We start from the raw sequence: 18,777 nt of genomic DNA on the forward strand, positions 1-18,777 counted from the left end.
ATCAACGACAAGCCATACGAGTTCCAATCAACCCACGCACAATTTCTACTTGCCCTGTATTACAAAACGACAAGACACTCCACAACAGAATATTATGGATAAAACGGCTTTACCGGAAGGGACATACAAAAAGGTAATCGATTAATCATCGAAATGAGTGATGCCGAAGAGGTTACCGAGAGGAGGCTCTTCGGCGTATCTTTTCCGGAACGTCTCAGAATTTCTGCATATCGACCAAACGTTTATAATAGCGGTCGAGTTTTATCAATTCGTCATGACGACCCCGTTCCACAATTTCGCCTTCGTGCATGACGCAAATTAAATCGGCATCTTTTATCGTGGAAAGACGGTGAGCTATTACCAGCGTAGTGCGATTACGCATAAGGTTCTCCAAAGCCTCCTGTACCAACCGTTCCGACTCGGTATCGAGAGCCGAGGTCGCCTCGTCGAGAATAAGAATAGGAGGGTTTTTCAGGATTGCACGGGCTATACTCACACGTTGTCGCTGCCCGCCCGAAAGACGGCTTCCCCGGTCGCCAATGCAGGTATCGTATCCTTGTTCGGTCGCCATGATGAAATCGTGCGCATTGGCGATTTTTGCCGCTTCGATGACTTGCTCCATCGTTGCGTTTTCCACCCCGAAGGTTATATTGTTGTAGAAAGAATCGTTAAAGAGAATGGCTTCTTGATTGACATTTCCCATCAATCCCCGCAAATCGTGCACTCTGAAATCTTTGATATTGATTCCGTCGATATAAATTCCCCCTTCATTCACGTCGTAAAAGCGTGGTAAAAGGTCGGCCATCGTAGATTTTCCGGAACCGGACTGCCCTACGAGAGCGACCGTCTGTCCCTTTTTAATGGAAAGGTCGACGTGCTTCACGACATTTTCGGTACTATACCGGAAAGAGACTCCCCGATATTCTATCCCCTCTTTCATTTCCTTCAATTCTACCGGATTCTTCGGGTCTTGTATGGGATTCACCGCCGACAGAATGAGATCGACCCTCACCATAGAGGCTAACCCTTTCTGTATGGAGTAAGCAGCTTTGGACAAATCTTTCGCCGGATTGATAATGCTGTAAAAAATAACCAGATAGTAAATGAACGAAGCGGCATCGATACTGCTCGTTCCCGACAAGATGAGCGAGCCGCCATACCAAAGGACGATACAAATGGTACACGTGCCTAAAAATTCGCTCATGGGATGCGCCAACGACTGCCGGCGGTTGATTCGATTGGATATGCGATAAAAACGATTGTTATCGTCGTGAAACCATTTTATCATTTTATCCTCGGCATTGAAGGCCTTGACAATGCGCAACCCGCCCAAAGTCTCCTCTATGATAGACATCAACAATCCCCATTGATTCTGCCCTTCGAGAGAACGACGTTTCAGTTTCTTACCCACTTGTCCCATAATGTATCCTGCCGTAGGAAGCAGAATCAAGACAAAAAGAGTAAGCTGCCAACTAATGGCGAACATGGTCGCCAAACAGACAATAATCATAATGGGATTCTTGAACATCATATCGAGCGATGCCATTATCGAATTTTCTATCTCCCCTACATCTCCCGACATACGGGCCATGACATCGCCTTTCTTCTCACTGGTGAAAAAACCGATAGGCAAACTTACTACTTTTTCATACACATAATTGCGAATATCGCGCACGATTCCCGACCGAAGCGGTATCATGAAATAGGAGCTCAAATAGGTAGCGGCCGTCTTGAAAAAGGTCATCACCATTAAAAAAACGCCCAATATCAACAGGGCGAAACCGGCTCCTTTTTCATCGATTATCGTTGTAATGTAATAATAGAAATTATTTATCACCACATCTTTAATGGAACCCGACCCCCATTCCATAAAAGTATAAGAAGCCTGTTTGAGCTTGAACAATATTTCCAATATAGGAATGATAAGGGCAAACGAGAAAAGCGTCAAGACCGACGCCAAAATATTGAAAAAGATATTGAGGGCAAGGTAATATTTATAGGGGGGCACAAATCGCCGGAGTATGGAAAAAAAATCTTTCATGCTTCACATATTGAGCCCGGACAGAACCGAGCAGTTTACGGCTGCAAAGATAACACAAATACAAAGATAGCAGAAACAGGAGCTTAAAAAGTTTCCAACCGACCCGATAAAGAGCATTTTTCCGGGGAATAGCTATTGCACTTTTCTTTCGGAGACACCTCGAAAGGGGAAGAGGTTAATGCCTGTCTCTGTTTCTACTGCGGGTATTTCTTTAACCCTCTCGACCTGCGGGCACTCCCCCTATCTCATCTACGATGAGCAGAGGGAGAGGAGTCCTGACTTCTGCCACCTCCACTGCCAGTATTTTCCAACCCCTCCGTCACTGCGTGACACCTCCCCTATATTTTGCATGGCAAAACACAGGGGAGGAGGAAGGGGACACATTTCTTATTTCTACAATCAGACGAGTTTTTATACAACGAGATAAAGCAATACAACCTTCTCCCCTGCCGTGCCCCGTAGTATTACGGGGAGTTACGTTAGTAATATAGGGGAGACACCGAAGAAATGACAGTTCCGAGGAGAGAGGTTGAAAAAATTACATAGTTTTTCTAATTGTAGAATCTAACCTTACTAAAATTATCGGCCAGTTCAACGTTCAATATCTGGTACTTTGCCTGAAAGAATCTAACCCCCTCGCCCTACGGGCACTCCCCCTATCTCATCTACGATGAACAGAGGGAGAGGAGTCCTGACTTCCGCCACCTCCACTGCCGGTATTTTCCAACCCTTCCGTCGCTACGTGACACCACCCCTATATTTTACATGGCAAAACACAAAGGCAAACCAACGAACTATTTTTACATTTCAAAAATATCGTTATATTTGCCACAAATGCGAAAATAGGCTAACGCCTTTGTATAACCAGATAAACTCGCTACCTCGGCTTATCCTGTCTTCGCCCTCGACTATTAAAAAATTACTGCCTATGATTATATAAAAACATTCTATTACTTATAGAGAAAAAGACATATTAAAAAAGCGTTTTTTGCTTTATCCTTTCATTGAAAATCGGCAAAATTTTAAGTGCGGGAAAAAGCAGTCGAAAGATGCTTCATGCGTGTGTTATATTCCACCCCCTATGGGGAACCGATATAACGGCACGGCGTGGGGTAGACTGTATATCGCACAAAGGTGTTTGCCGATGCCTCAATGAATGTATACAGAAAATAATTGCCCTACGCTTTTCTTATTTTAAAACGCCGTCCGAAGGGGCATCGGCAGCAGCAAAACACCAACACCATGAAACTAAAAAAGTTTTTTCTCCAAGCGATGATATGTATACTATCATTGCCTCTCTTTGCAGCCAGTAACGGATCGCCCAATGCCATACGGGTTAATTGGCTGAAAAAATACAATCCGGACAAACTCTCGGTTATCAGTTTCCACAACTTCATTTACATGGAAGATATAACCTGCGATAAAGAAGAGATCATTCCCGCCAGTTTGGACTACATCATTGCCATAAACGGAAAAAAGACAGATTCCATAGCGACCGAAGATATATATCCCATACTCAACGGGCGCGATGGCCGGGTGGAACTGCTCATGCACTCCATCGCTCACGATGTCGATTATGAATTGGGATATGCTCCCATAAACCTGAACATGGAAGGTTTTGACGAAACCTTTGAAAACTTAGACGGACTGTTTATCTTCAATCAAGCAACAATAGACGCTTTTAAAAATAGCGGCGTGGAAATCAGAGCCGATCGCGATGTACCCGATTGGGGCAAATACAGAACAATATCCATCGTATTATCTTCGTCCGATCCTCTTTTGGAAAAAGAATTCGCCCAAAAAGCCCTCGACCATTTAACCAACAGCGGATTCCCATTAACCATCGACAACGAGAACCCCGACTTGATACTCAAAGTGTCTTTCAACGAAGAAGAATCGGTGACTTCGACCTATGTTCCACAGACAAATACCTACATAGACCAAGGCAGCAACACGTATGTCACACAAGGGAAATATGGAATCTATGTAAATTCTTTCAAACGCGCCCCTAAAAGAATAACCGAAGGCGGTTATACCCATGAAGACGTATCGAACACCCATTTTTTGGAGATAACGATACTCGACGCAAAGAAAATGTTAGATCCGGCACAAAACGTGCCTCCCATCTTGTGGCAATTACGCTATTCCAAACGATTGGATTACAGTCAAAGCCTCCGTTCGGTCAGCGATAACGTGCTTAAATATTGCCGTACTTTTCCGGGCACAAGCACAGTCATTCAACCTTGCAGGGCTTGGTCGGGTATCTGCTGGGACGAAAACCGGCCGATAGTCACAGACGTGTACAAGCACAGTCCCGCCGAAAAATTGGGATTGCAACCGGGTGACGAAATCCTGAAAATAAACGGAAAATCAAAAATCGGGATACGCAATCGAATGTGGCTCAACGGGAAATTAGTATGGGATAAAACATCGATGTCGGTTCGATTCAAGAAATATTGCTTGGGAAAACTTCTCACCGAGAAAACCGATGTATTTCCTCACGCGTTTCAAGAGAGTCCGACCTATCAAAAAGTAGAGAATAACCCCTATATCGATTATTCTGAAATTTCATTTCCCGATTTTATCCACAAAGCAAATAAAAACGACTCTTTTGAAATCAAGCGTAATGGAAAAAAGATGACATTGACCGGCAAACTTTATGAAGCTACATGGTTTTTCCCTGTCAACCTCACAGCATTGGACGAATAACTTTCATTCCCCATTCGGAGGAGTCATAAACCAGAATCGCGACGAACGGGAATAGGCCATAGTTCAACAATCACACTCAGGAAACCATGTCAAAACAAGATTTGACATGGTTTCCCATCTATACATACCCAGCAACGAGATTACTATCTTTTCTCACTCCTTTCGAAATAAAATCTTGCACAGGCAAAATTATTATAATATTTTTGCACGGATTGCGAAAATAGGCTTATCGTCACATCAAAAGACGGCCAAGCCGTCATTTTCGTTTATCTTATTTTTACCGATAGCGAATTATGGGCGAAGCCGTGCACACTTTATCGATTATCATTCCCGCATATAACGAGGAAAAGACTATTGCAAAACTGCTGCAACGGGTACTCGATGCCGATCTAGGGACCGGCATCGAAAGGGAGTTGATCGTGGTGAACGACTGCTCGACCGATTCGACAGAACAAATCGTCGAAGATTTTATCGCCCGCCATGCCGACGCTCCTATCGTTTACTTGAAGCACGAAAGGAATTATGGGAAAGGCATGGCCGTCCGCACGGGCATACGAGCCGTAACGGGCGATTATATCGTCATGCAGGATGCCGACCTCGAACTCGATCCGAACGATTTCAAGAAAATGCTTCCTTTTCTTTTATCGGGCGAATACCATGTGGTATATGGCTCCCGATTTTTAGCAGAGGAAAATTCACATACTTATTTCAGTTATCAACTGGGCGGGAAATTTTTATCGGTAATGACCAACATTCTTTATCGTCAGCACATCACCGACGAGCCCACTTGTTACAAAATGTTCACCGCCGATTTGCTGAAATCGATTCCTCTCGACTGCGAGGGATTCGAATTTTGTCCCGAAGTGACGGCAAAAGTTTCGAGATTGGGTTACAAAATCAAAGAAGTACCCATTCGTTATTATCCCCGCTCTATCGAAGAGGGGAAAAAACTGCGTCTGAGCGACGGCTTGAAAGCGATAGGCACGCTGTTGAAATATCGTTTCTGGAAAATACCCGAATCATGAAAAATAGCATCACAAGCAAAAAAAACACACCTTCCACCAAGAAGGGTACTGCAACGCCTCAAAAAGAGGGAATCTCTTTTTCATGGGTAGCAAAGAACATTTTTGCCGTTGTCATCGTCCTGTTTCTGCTAAACAAATTCGTCCTCGACGTACAACCGGGTTACAACTGGGCATACAACATGCTTCAAAAAAACTTGGAGACTATACGTCATTACTCCCGTACGACGACAGACAACCGATTTGAAATGAAGCTGGGACTTTCTCATGTGTATCTGCGGTACGTGAAAGAGAGCACTCCCGAAAACGCCGTTATCTTGTTACCGGGGAAAGAGGCTTTTTACCCCGAAGGAGAAGAACGTATATTCTCGGGCGAACCTTATAACAAACTATGGGCTATCCGGTTCTTATATCCGCGCCGAGTCATTATCCCATCGGAGTTGGGTAAAACTCCTTGGAGCGAGAAAATCACCCATGTAGCTATCGTCAACGGTCGCGGATACGAATATCTCGACTACGAGGTTGAACAAAAAGCGCCTCATGCCGTATTGCCCATGCACCTAAAACCGTAACCATCATGTTAGTAGTATCAGGAATCATATTGACTTGCCTGTCGGGTCTTTTATTAACAGGAGTCATCGGGACGCGTTTTTCGTGGACCGAACGCATAGGATTGTCTTTCCCTCTGGGTATGACGCTGCAAACCGTCGTGATGGCTTTGCTCGACTTAATGCATATTCCCCTGACCAGTTTTTCGGTTTTATCAGCAGGAGCCGTAACATTCGCCCTATTGATGTTTATCGTAGCCCGTTACCGAGGATTCGAAAGTTTCCGTATCACCTCGGCTATGCTCGATGACTGGAAACAAGCCAACTTGGTATGGGTATTGCTCATCATACTCATCGGTTATTGCGAATACATGAATTTCTCGAAATGCATGTTTTTCCCTCCCAGCGACCGGGACAGCCTCGCGGCATTCGACACCTTAGGTTTCGTGGCGGCACAAGACCACACGTATATGCGCATGAGCTTGTTCGATGCCGATTACAATCCCTCGATACACCGCGCCGGAGGTAGCATAGCATACGCTCCTTTCGTACAAATGAGCTATGCATACGTCTATATATTAGGAGCCGAAACATCGAAGTCGATACCGGCGTTGATGTATTTGTTCTTTGTCATTGCTTTCTACGGAATTTTGAGACGAAATACCGGGAAAACCGTCGCCGCACTGTCTACTCTGTTTATGATGATGGCTCCCGAAATGCTCGCATTCTCGTCGTTATCGACCACCAACGTCATGCAAGCCATTTTCGCAGGGCTGGGTATCGCTTATACCGCCAGTTGGCTACGCAGCCGCAACGACGATGAATTGTATGCAGGCGCGTTATTGTTGGGTGCCAATATGTGGTGTCGAAACGAGGGTATCGTATTCATCGGCGCAGCTTGTGTGATATTGCTGATCGATTGCATACGCCGCAAGAGTTATCGAAAAGGATTGTACTTTACCGGATTGTCCCTGCTCCCGGCCATTATCTGGTTTATTTACATGAAAATCGGTGGCTTATATACCGAAGGCATGGCTATTACCCGCCTGTTCTGGGACGGGGAGAAAGCGGGATTGATCGTAAACGGCTTTTGGGCTCTGTTTACCAATCCCATATATTATGGCTGGACATTCTCGGTATTCGCCATTTTTATTCTCGGGAACAGCTGGTTCATGATTAAAAGGAAAGACAACCTCGCTTTATTGGGAATGATTGTACTGAGCATCGTATTCTACGGACTCGTCGTTTACCACGTGGACTACGTATGGGATTCCATACAAAACGTATTGGCCTATTCGGCAAAACGATTCTTTTTCTGCTTCGTACCGATGTGCTGGTATTTCGCTGCCACCACACAAATAGCCCGAAAAGGTTCGGAATACATAGAGCGATTTCTATCGCTAAAATAAGACACGGATTTAAGAAGCTGTTTTAAATTTATTGAGAATAATATTATCATTGCAAGCAGGTATGTTCCGGCCATATTGAGCCCCTGTCTCGCATCTTGAATCCCTTGATTTTTGTCAATAGCCCGCTATTGACTGCATATCTCGGACTCCAATCTGCTTCAAACATAGGTCTCAATCTGTCTCGGAATAAATTTAAAACATCTTCTAAATATTAGCCTAAAAAATGTAAAAAAGCGAGTGGGCATTTAAACTTTGGCGGGGTGTCAAGGTCTTATAAACGTTGTGATCAATAGATTGATTTTTTTTAAGATGAATAAGAGAGGTTTTATTGCCCTATTTCTGTGTATTTTTTTATCGTCCATCGCGCAGAGCGTAGCGGCACAATTTACAATTTCGGGTATCGTTAAAGACAAAAACGACAATCTGCCATTACCACAGGTGAGTATCCGGTTGTTATCGGCGAAAGACAGCACATTCGTTACTGGGATTTCCAGCAAAGACAACGGAACATTTTCTCTGAAAGTCCCGAAAGCGGGGAGTTATATTGCCGCATTTTCGTTCTTGGGATATAGAACCGCATACGAACCCGTGCAGCTATCGAAAGGGCAGCCCCGAAGAAATTTGGGAGATGTTCTATTGGGTAGCAACGATGTATTGTTGCAGGAAGCCGTAGTGGTGGGTAAAGCTCCCGAAGTGGTAGTTAAAGAAGACACTGTGGAGTTTAATGCCGACTCTTATAAAACACAGCCCAATTCTGTCGTCGAGGATTTGTTGAAAAAACTGCCGGGCGTCGAGGTGGATAGCGAGGGAAAAATAACCCATGCGGGAAAGGAAATTACCAAAATATTAGTGGACGGTAAAGAGTTCTTCTCGGACGACCCCAAAGTGGCTACCAAAAACCTGCCCGTGGACATCATCGAAAAGCTGCAAGTCGTAGACCGAAAATCGGACCTAGCCCGCTTGACCGGAGTCGATGACGGGGAGGAGGAAACTGTTATCAACCTGACTATAAAAGAGGGTATGAAACACGGTTGGTTCGGTAATGTAACAGGCGGATACGGTCTGGACGGACGATATGAGGCCGGGGCTATGCTCAACCATTTCTTCGGTGACAACCAAGTGACTATCCTTGCAGGTTCGAACAACACGAACAATATGGGATTCACCGATATGGGCGGAAGCCGGTTTCGCCGATTCGGGGGCATGAACGGTATCAACACCAGTCACAATGTAGGGGTAAACTTCAATGTCGGTAAGGGAGATGCGTTCCGAGTCGGCGGAGATGTCAGTTACAACAACAGTAATCGAGACGTTTTGCAACGCACCGAACGGCAAAACATGTTCGAAGACAGTACCTCGTATTACAGCGGGTATAACAAAATGAAAGACAACGGGCAAAACATCAGAGGAAATTTCAGACTACATTGGGAAATAGACTCTCTGAATACACTCGAATTCCGTCCGAGATTTTCCGTGGCTCTTTCCAAATCGGACAGCTATGATTCGGCTCTTACTACTGCCGGCGACATAGCCCGCAGTAAAGTAAATTTCAGCGAAAGCGACAACCACAATAAGGGTACAGGGTATGATTTATCGGGCGAATTGATTTATAATCATAAATTCCGTAACCGTCCGGGACGCTCGTTCAGTATACAAGCGCAATATAGTTATAGCGACACAAAAGAGGACGGGTGGACCAAAGCCCTCTATAAATATTACATGCTCGACAAAGACAGTACGCTCGACCAAATGGACGACAATCACACGTGGAGCAATGGCTACGGTGCACGGTTTACTTGGACAGAACCGTTGGGCGACGTGAAGAAAGGACGTTTCCTAACATTTTCCTATCGGTTTCAAGCCAGTTTCAATAATGCCGACAAATATACTTATGACATCTTGAACGATCCTTTCGCCATACCTTACGACACGGTGCGAAACGATGAGCTGAGCAACAGTTTCCGTAACGATTACTATTCACACCGAGCACAAATCGGATTCAAGCAAGTGACGGCCAATTATACCTACGATATCGGGGTGGCTGCCGTCCCTTCGAGTTCTCAATCTATCGACTTGATAAACAGCGACCGTAATATATCCAAGCGCACGGTATTCAACGTAGCACCCTATCTGCGTTACCGCTACAAAATGGGAAAACAACGCTCCTTGCGTATCGACTACCGGGGCTACTCGTCCCAACCGTCGATGAACCAGTTGCAACCGGTCGAAGACCGTTCGGATCCCTTGCGTATCGTCGTGGGTAATCCCGAACTGAAACCGGCTTTTCAAAACTGGTTCCGCGCCCGTTTCAACGACTATGACGAGAAGACCCAGAGAGCTATCATGGCTATGGTCAACGGAGGATTCACGACCAACAGCATCATCTCGGAGACTACGTATGATTCCCAAACCGGAGGACAACGGACAACCTATCGCAACGTAAACGGGGTATGGAATGCCGCCGGAATGTTTATGTATAGCACCCCTTTTCGAAACAAGCACTGGCAATTAAACAGTTTCAGCAGAGTCAGTTACAGTAACAGCGTAGGTTATAATAACGGTGTCCGTAACGATGCCGGTTCGTTCAATGCCGTAGAAAATTTAGGATTGGCATTCCGATCGGATTATTTCGATGCCGAACTTCGGGGAAACTATCGTTATGCTTTGGCAACCAACAGTATGCAAAGTCGGAACGATCAAAGCACCCATAATTACGGAGGCACATTCAATGTAAACGGCTATCTGCCGTGGTCGATAACATTAGGAACCGATATAACTTACAGCGGATCTGCCGGATATTCTGCCGGATACAATACAGAGAGCTGGTTGTGGAACGCACAGGCTTCTTATCAATTCCTGAAAGGGAAAAATGCTACCATCGCTTTGAAGGTGTACGACATCTTGGGACAAAGGAACAGCATACGACGAACCGTCACGGGTAACTATATCCAAGATGTGGAATATAACACACTCGATACTTATGGATTGATAACCTTCACCTATCGATTCAATACATTCGGCGATAAGAAACCCGATATGGATCGTTTCGACCGAGGGCCTCGCGGATATGGGCCACCGCCGGGACACCCGGGTCGTCCGGGAGGGAGACGTTGGTAAAACGGCTCAGTAGAAAATCGGTAAGGATAAACATAAATTTTAGCGATGAAATCTTTGTCGATAACCATGTTCAGGTCTCTTAGGAGAAGGGCTAAAAAAGATAGAAATCTTTGATCGTAGAATTTACCCCCCTCGTCCTGCGGGCACTCCCCCTATTTCATCTACAATGAGCAGAGGGAGAGTGTCGATATCTTGATGCGTTTTCTCTGTTGTGGATATTTATTTAACCCCTCCGTCACTTCGTGCCACCTCCCCTATATTTTGCTGTGCAAAACACAGAGGAGGAGGGTAATACTTTCCTATATATCATGTTTGTCCTTCTCCCCAGCTGTGTCCCATAGTATTACGGGGAGTTACGTCAGTAATATAAGGGAGACACCGAAGATACGGTAATTTCTTAGGAGAGGGGTTGAAAGAATTTCATAAGATTTTGGCTGTAAGGATTAACCTTCTGCCCTATCGCACATACGTGCGCAGGGCAGAAGGTTAATGCCTTTCTGTTTTCCGACTCTTCTGTCACCTCTCCCTATATTTTGACATGCAAAACACCCCGTAATACTACGGGACACGGCAGGGAGGAGGGTATATGTGAAAGGTAACTTTTTCATATATACTTCTTACAAAATCAATTACACAACCGATTGCCTAATGCACAGTAACCATAGTCGCTCCGAAACCATATTCCCGGAACGAGGCATCTTGACAAGAGCAGTTCTTGTACTTGTCGCGAATCTCTTTCAAGAGAGCATTGCGTAATACGCCTTCACCCTTGCCGTGAATGAAAACGATTTTACGCCCCTTTGCATGGCGATATTGATCGAGGGTCTCTCTGACTTTCCCCAACTGGTAGTCGAGTATTTCGGAATTGGTAAGCCCCGCTGTCGTATCAAGAAGCGCGGAGGCGTGGAGATCTACCTCCACAATAGCCGTTTTTTCGGCATGTTTGACAACCGGTTTACGAAGGGGCATATCGGCACTCTTTTTCATCTTCATGGCTCTTTCGAGATCAGAAGCATCGAACACCGCAGGACGCACGGGCATATCGTTCTTCACGATATCGAGCGTCCACGAAGGCTCATCGAAATAGAGACTCTCGCGGAACGTGTGCAGCTTGTAAAATTTGGTGGTATCCAAACGATACTCCACAGCGACAGGACTTTTCAACGAGAAATGTTTATCCTTTTTGAAAGCGATGTATTGAATACAGATGCGTTCGAGCGAATTGACATCTTCCTGTCCGAACTCTTCGAGCATAACTTGTATATTCGGCTCTACCATACCGGCATAACGGGTACGCCACCCCTCATCGTCCCGACTGAGGTACGAGAAATAGAGGTAGTAATTACTGTCATTTACCAAATAACAGGAAAAGCGGGTCGTATTGAGATGTTTGCTTTCGTCGGGGATATAGGCAAGAGCTATATTCAACTTTTCTCCTTCGGGTCGTTCCTCCACAGCGAACGAATCTTCATCGTCTTCCTCGGGAGCGTATGCCTTTTCTACCGAAGGAACCGTCACGACTTTCGAGGCTGGAACAGAAGCGGCTTTTTTCACAGGTTCCGCCGGTTCCACAACGACGCACTCCCGTGCCAGTACGGGAGTCTCAAACCCGTCCTCATCGACATAAGCTATATCTTTCGCTATTCTTACCACGACTCCGCCCCCAACAGCATTGAGGTAACGGACTCTATCGCCAACTTTTACCATAATTTCATCATTTTAATATCGACCGCACCGTTGTACCGACATGCGATTTCGCTGTGGCAAACCGTGCTATATTCGGCAAAGTTGCTTATTTTTGCACGATATTCAAAACAGATTATGCAAAAAACTCAGAATATTCGTATCGAAGATTTCAATTATCCGCTACCCGACGAACGTATCGCTAAATTTCCTCTGTCCAAGCGAGACGACTCGAAATTGCTGGTTTACCGAAAAGGAGAAATCGAGGAACACCGATTTCACGAACTACCGAAGGTATTGCCGGCGGATAGTCTGCTGGTATTCAACAATACCCGGGTGATACAAGCCCGCTTGCATTTCAGAAAAGAGACGGGTGCGCTCATCGAGGTGTTCTGCCTCGAACCACTCGAACCGCACGAATATTCCCTCTCGTTCCAATCGACCGGCTCGTGCTCGTGGCTGTGCCTCGTGGGAAACCTGAAAAAATGGAAAAACGGCGTGCTGACCCAATCGGTGAACATCGATGGTAAAACCGTAAACTTCCGTGCCGAACGAGGATTGCCGCACGGTAATGCGCACGAGGTGCATTTTTCGTGGGACGACTCCGATGTAACCTTCGCCACACTGCTCGACCATGCGGGAGAATTGCCCATTCCCCCCTATCTGAACCGGGAAACGGAAGAGAGCGACAAAACGACCTACCAAACCGTTTATTCGAAAATAGAGGGTTCGGTGGCCGCACCGACCGCCGGACTACATTTTACTCCGGAAGTACTGAACAAACTGAAAGAAAAGAACATACCCACTCTCGAACTGACTTTACACGTGGGAGCCGGTACATTCAAACCGGTAAAAAGCGAAACTCTCGAAGGGCACGAGATGCACACCGAATATATCTCGGTGAGCCGCAACCTCATCGATGAGCTGAGCCGTACCGACCGCCGGGTGATCGCTGTGGGAACCACTTCGGTACGAACGCTCGAAAGCCTCTACTACATAGGGAAAATGTTGGAATATGACCCGAACATTTTACCGGAATCTCTCACTGTGGGGCAATGGCAACCATACGACGGAAGCGAAGAAATAGACTCGCGACAATCGCTCCGCAACATCGTCGAATATCTCGACCGCCGGAATATGGACCGATTGGTAACCGCCACTCAGATTATCATTGCGCCGGGATACCGCTATCACATCGTGCAGGGAATGATCACCAATTTCCATCAACCGCAGAGCACTTTACTACTGTTAGTCTCGGCATTCGTAAACGGACGATGGAGAGAAATATACGACTATGCACTGAGTCACGATTTCAGGTTTCTCAGCTACGGAGACAGTTCGCTATTACTGCCATAAGCCAGTTCTCCATAGAGTGCAAACACAATAAAACGGAGGAAAAAACGTATCTATAATAGATCGGTACAGGATAAAAACGGACGAAAGGCCGTCCGCTTATCGTCGGTTGTATTCAATAAGATACATGAAGATAAAAACGGTACTTTGGGGATTGGCGACAGCCGCATTGCTGGTGTCATGTTCGGGGGCGAAACTAAGTGTCGCCAACGAACAGTATGCCCGGGGTGAATTTTATGATGCCGCCCAGACTTACCGTAAAGTATACAGCAAGACGAATCCCCGTAAAGAGCGGAAACTGCGAGGAGAAATCGCCTTCAAAATGGCCGAGTGTTACCGTCGCATCAACATGGCTCCGCGAAGTTCTGCCGCCTACCAGAATGCAATCCGATATGACTACCCCGACAGCATGGCTCTGTTTTATTTAGCACGCAGCCAACAGTACGAAGGGAAATACAAAGAAGCTATCAAGAATTACCAAGCCTATTTGGAAACAAATCCGCAAAGCAGTCTCGCCAAAAACGGAATACGGGGTTGCAACTTAGCCCAGCAATGGGAAAAAACACCTACACGGTATGTCGTGAAAAAAGCGACCATGTTCAACTCTCGACGGAGCGATTTCGCACCGATGTTTTTAGGAGAAGATTTCGACCAAGTTTATTTCTCCTCGTCTACCGAAAAGGCATTGGGCAAGAATAAAAGCGGTATCACCGGAACCAAAAACTGCGATCTGTTTTTCTCTAAAAAAAACGAGCGGGGAGCTTGGCAAAAGCCCGAACCCATAGAGGGTGACGTAAACACAGAAGACGACGAGGGAGTAATCAGTTTCAGTCCCGACGGTACGACCATGTATCTGACCAAAGCTCGTCGCGAGCCTAACGCCGACACATCGGTAGAAATCTATACTTCCACCCGCACCGGCGCACAATGGAGCGCCCCGCAAAAATACGAAATAACGGCCGACACCCTATCGGCATTCGGCCACCCGGCGGTATCACCCGACGGAGAATTTCTTTATTTCGTGTCGGACATGCCGGGCGGTTACGGAGGGAAGGACATCTGGCGCATATCGTTAACCGAGAAAGAGGGTACTCTCGAAAATTTAGGTGTACAAATCAATACACCGGGCGACGAAATGTTCCCCTATATCCGGTCGAACGGCGACCTTTATTTTTCATCGGACGGTCACCCCGGTATGGGAGGGCTGGATATTTTCAAAGCGAGAATGAACGACTCGGGCTTCTGGCAAATCGAGAATATGAAGGCTCCCATCAATTCGCAGGCCGACGATTTCGGCATTACCTTCGGGGAAGAAGAAAGCGGATTTTTTTCATCGAACCGCGGAGACGGACGCGGATATGACAACATATACAGTTTCGAGCTTCCGTCGATAAGCGTATGGATAAGCGGCACAGTCATCGACAAGGACGATGAACCCGTGCCCGATGCAATTATCCGTATCGTGGGTAACGACGGATCGAACCAAAAAGAATTTGCCCGAAAAGACGGTAGTTTCCGCTTCAAGCTCGACCGGGGAGTGCACTATGTCATGCTGGCCAGCTGCCGAGGCTATCTGAATTCAAAACAAGAATTTATCTCGGACAACGAAGAGGCCGATGCCGAATACGGTGTTAACTTCGTACTGGCATCTATCAGTAAACCTATTCTCATCGAAAACATATTTTATGACTTCGACCGAGCGACTTTACGTCCCGAATCGGAAACTTCGCTAAACGAATTGGTAAAGATGTTGAACGACAATCCTAACGTATCTATCGAATTGGGAGCACACACCGATTTAAAAGGGTCGGAGCAGTACAACCTGCGATTGTCGGACCGCCGTGCCCGCTCGGTAGTAGACTACCTTATCAAATCGGGCATTAATCCCGACCGTCTGCAACCGAAAGGCTATGGGGAAAGCCGTCCCAAAATCATCACTAAAAAACTCGCCACACAATATCCGCAATTTAAAGAGGGCGATGTACTCGATGAAAAATATATCAACGGGCTCTCTCCCGAAGACCAAGAAATAGCCAACCAGATAAATCGGCGTACTGAGTTTCAAGTCCTCTCTATTACGTGGAACTTATATTAGAAGCTGTTTTAAATTTATTGAGAAATAATATTATCATTGCAAGCAGGTATGTTCCGGCCATATTGAGCCCCTGTCTCGGAATAAATTTAAAACAGCTTCTTAATTTCACAGTCCTCTTTAAGTTCAGCAGAAAATCCGTGGGGTAAACCATGTATTTTAGCGATGAATGTGCTTGTCGACAAATACATTCCGGTCTCTTCGGCAAGAGGTTGAAAAAACAATCAAATAGATTTTCGATAAAATGTAACCCCTCCGTCTCTTCGTGACACCTCCCCTATATTTTGCGCTGCAAAACACAGGGGAGGAGGTTTAAATATCTTCGATAATGAGAACTGAAATACCTCGTAATGCTACGAGAAACGGCAAGAAAAGAGTATAGAAACCATTCAAAAACACTGCTATACTGTTTTAACCCCTCCGTCACTTCCGTGACACCTCCCCTATATTTTGCGTTGCAAAACACAGGGGAGGAGGATAATACTTTCCTGTGTATCGTGTTTGTTCTTCTCCCCCCATTGCTGGGCGATACCCCGTAATATTACGGGACACGACAGGGGGTGGAGTTTCATACTTTTGTTCTACTATTGTGTTTAACCCCCTCGCCCTGCGGGCACTCCCCCTATATTCCCTTACGGAAACACAGGGGGAGAGGATTGAAAGAGGCATTTTATGTTTTGGCATAAGGATAGTTTTGTGCATTTCTCTTCTATTGTTGCACGACACCCCGTAATGCCACGGGACACGGCAGGGAGGAGGGTAAAAGAGTCGTTTTGAACGGCCTTTTGGGGGTTCCTCTTTGCTTCGTGGGGTTCCCCCTATATTCCCCCTTGCAGAAACGGAACCTATCGAAAGTCATTCTCCCTCTATACGAATTTGCAATCCTTGTTATCCAACAGGAAAAATGACAAAGGAAAGATTTCAACAGACATTTATTAGCCATGCTCCCGAAAATATATGGTAACAAACCGAACGAGGGACACTATTCTTTTATCGGACTACAATAATTTTTACGGTCGATTTCGTATGAATAGCAATTAAATTGTATTTTTGTTCTCAATCACAATAGAAAAACCACTATGCTGAAACTCATATCTTGGAATGTCAACGGGCTACGTGCTTGTTACGACAAAGGATTCACCGATATATTCAGACAATTGGATGCCGACTTCTTCTGTCTGCAAGAGACGAAAATGCAGGCGGGACAACTGGATTTGCAATTCGACGGTTACCAGTCTTATTGGAACTATGCCGAAAAGAAAGGATATTCGGGAACAGCTGTCTTTACCCGACTTCAACCCATCAGTGTCAGTTACGGCATGGATAGAACAGAACACGACCGTGAGGGCCGTATCATTACTCTCGAAATGGAAGATTTCTTCTTGGTCAATGTCTATACTCCCAACTCGCAAGAAGGATTAAAACGACTTGAATACCGTATGACATGGGAAGATGATTTTCTGCACTTCTTGAAACAACTGGAAACCCAAAAGCCGGTCATCGTATGCGGCGACCTGAACGTGGCTCACCAAGAAATCGATTTGAAAAATCCCAAAACGAACCGAAAAAACGCCGGATTTACCGATGAAGAGCGCTATAAATTCACCCAACTACTGTCTGCCGGATTCACCGATACATTCCGCTATTTTTATCCTGACCAAAAGGACATCTATTCGTGGTGGTCTTACCGTTTCAAAGCGAGAGAAAAAAACGCCGGCTGGCGTATCGATTATTTTCTTGCCTCTGCATCGCTCAACGAGAAATTGTGCAGCGCGAAAATACACACGGAAATTTTCGGCTCGGACCATTGTCCCGTAGAGCTGGAAGTTGACTTATAATCATACATATACCTCTAAACGACTTCTCAAACGATAGTGAATACCGAATTTACTATCTACCGCAGTCGCAGAGTATCGCCCACCGAAGGGGTATAATCGTCCGGGAGTTTGTTCATCTTATAGAGATTTTTCAACCGGATACCGTATCGTTGCGCAATGGTGTGCATAGAGTCACCTGAACGGACGATACAGAAGTCATAGCCTTTCTCGGCTTTCTTCTTTTTCTTTTCGAGATAGACAATGTCGCCGGCCTCCAACGGATAGTCTTTGGGAACTTCGTTGTACTTCGCCAGTTTTTTCACCGAGAAACCGAATTCCTTCGCTATGGATTCGAGCGAGTCGCCGTCGCGAGCCTCGACATAAAGCAATCCCCACGAACGATAAACGGGATGCGGATTGGCTACGATAACGGGTAAAAGGTCTTTCGCCCGAATAGGCTTGAAACTACGGCGGTCGTATTTATAAAGTTCATAAAGCTCGATGGTCTGAATCAACTTATTGGCATACGACTTATCGGTGGCATACCCGCAGCGCTTCAAACCTTTCGCCCACCCCCGGTAATCGGTCACTTTCAATTCGAAAAGAGAAGCATAACGAGCTCTTTTTAAGAAACGGGCATGATCTTCAAACGAATCTTCCGGTTTATTATATTTACGGAAACAATCGTCTTTCTTATCATCGTCGTAATAAACCCTCTTCCCCTTCCAATCGCTATGACATTTGATACCGAAATGGTTGTTGGACATACGGGCCAATTCGCTACGACCGGCTCCCGATTCGAGCAATCCTTGCGCCAGTGTAATACTGGCCGGTATGCCATACTGCTTTTGATGTTTTACCGCTAATGAACTGTATTTCTCGATATAATCGAGATAGGCCTTATTTTTACGTTGTGCCGAGAGTTGCGAAAACGAGAGAGTCAACGCAAGCAAGGATATGATGAATCGTAGTTTCATAATTCGCTC

11 protein-coding genes are annotated in these 18,777 nt (G+C 45.8%); 8 read left to right on the forward strand and 3 right to left on the reverse strand.

Features of this window, described 5'->3' with window-relative positions; all coding sequences use genetic code 11:
- Positions 1-214: 214 nt before the first annotated feature.
- Positions 215-2,041 (reverse strand): ABC transporter ATP-binding protein, encoded by a 1,827-nt coding sequence (locus NBH06_RS03005; RefSeq protein ID WP_046411858.1) that lies wholly within the window; start codon positions 2,039-2,041, stop codon positions 215-217.
- A 1,242-nt stretch (positions 2,042-3,283) separates the two neighbouring features.
- Between NBH06_RS03005 and NBH06_RS03010 the strand changes: the two genes are divergently transcribed.
- The 5 genes from NBH06_RS03010 (at position 3,284) to NBH06_RS03030 (ending at position 10,846) form a co-directional block, all read left to right on the forward strand.
- Entirely contained in the window at positions 3,284-4,750 is a 1,467-nt protein-coding gene (locus NBH06_RS03010; protein WP_195342761.1) for a PDZ domain-containing protein, read from the forward strand.
- Between the two features lie 293 nt (positions 4,751-5,043).
- Positions 5,044-5,775 (forward strand): glycosyltransferase family 2 protein, encoded by a 732-nt coding sequence (locus NBH06_RS03015; RefSeq protein ID WP_008861295.1) that lies wholly within the window; start codon positions 5,044-5,046, stop codon positions 5,773-5,775.
- Complete coding sequence (locus NBH06_RS03020; protein WP_250792719.1) at positions 5,772-6,344, forward strand: hypothetical protein; 573 nt, start codon at positions 5,772-5,774, stop codon at positions 6,342-6,344. The genes NBH06_RS03015 and NBH06_RS03020 overlap by 4 nt, the downstream gene beginning before the upstream one ends.
- 5 nt (positions 6,345-6,349) lie before the next feature.
- Positions 6,350-7,729, forward strand: a complete 1,380-nt coding sequence (locus NBH06_RS03025; RefSeq protein ID WP_250792721.1) for a glycosyltransferase family 39 protein — start codon at positions 6,350-6,352, stop codon at positions 7,727-7,729.
- Positions 7,730-8,038: 309 nt separating this feature from the next.
- The gene (locus NBH06_RS03030; RefSeq protein WP_040295872.1) at positions 8,039-10,846 is read left to right on the forward strand and encodes a TonB-dependent receptor; all 2,808 of its coding nucleotides are present in this window, start codon (positions 8,039-8,041) and stop codon (positions 10,844-10,846) included.
- Positions 10,847-11,491: 645 nt separating this feature from the next.
- Here the strand turns inward: NBH06_RS03030 and NBH06_RS03035 are convergent.
- Positions 11,492-12,553, reverse strand: a complete 1,062-nt coding sequence (locus NBH06_RS03035; protein WP_250792723.1) for a DUF2027 domain-containing protein — start codon at positions 12,551-12,553, stop codon at positions 11,492-11,494.
- Positions 12,554-12,667: 114 nt separating this feature from the next.
- On the opposite strand from NBH06_RS03035, the gene NBH06_RS03040 reads away from it, so the two are divergent.
- From NBH06_RS03040 to NBH06_RS03050, 3 genes are all read left to right on the forward strand, one after another.
- Complete coding sequence (locus NBH06_RS03040) at positions 12,668-13,885, forward strand: S-adenosylmethionine:tRNA ribosyltransferase-isomerase (RefSeq protein WP_250792726.1); 1,218 nt, start codon at positions 12,668-12,670, stop codon at positions 13,883-13,885.
- Between the two features lie 124 nt (positions 13,886-14,009).
- Positions 14,010-15,977, forward strand: coding sequence for a PorE family type IX secretion system protein (gene porE / locus NBH06_RS03045; protein WP_250792728.1), 1,968 nt, complete (start codon positions 14,010-14,012; stop codon positions 15,975-15,977).
- A gap of 1,076 nt (positions 15,978-17,053) precedes the next feature.
- Positions 17,054-17,812 carry an exodeoxyribonuclease III gene (locus NBH06_RS03050; protein WP_021891783.1) on the forward strand — a complete coding sequence of 253 codons (759 nt, stop codon included), beginning with the start codon at positions 17,054-17,056 and terminating at the stop codon, positions 17,810-17,812.
- Between the two features lie 56 nt (positions 17,813-17,868).
- On the opposite strand, the gene NBH06_RS03055 is transcribed toward NBH06_RS03050, so the two are convergent.
- The gene (locus NBH06_RS03055) at positions 17,869-18,768 is read right to left on the reverse strand and encodes a glucosaminidase domain-containing protein (protein WP_021891784.1); all 900 of its coding nucleotides are present in this window, start codon (positions 18,766-18,768) and stop codon (positions 17,869-17,871) included.
- Positions 18,769-18,777: the final 9 nt, after the last annotated feature.

It is taken from the genome of Barnesiella sp. B2-R-119, assembly GCF_023656675.1.
GTDB lineage: Bacteria > Bacteroidota > Bacteroidia > Bacteroidales > Barnesiellaceae > Barnesiella > Barnesiella intestinihominis.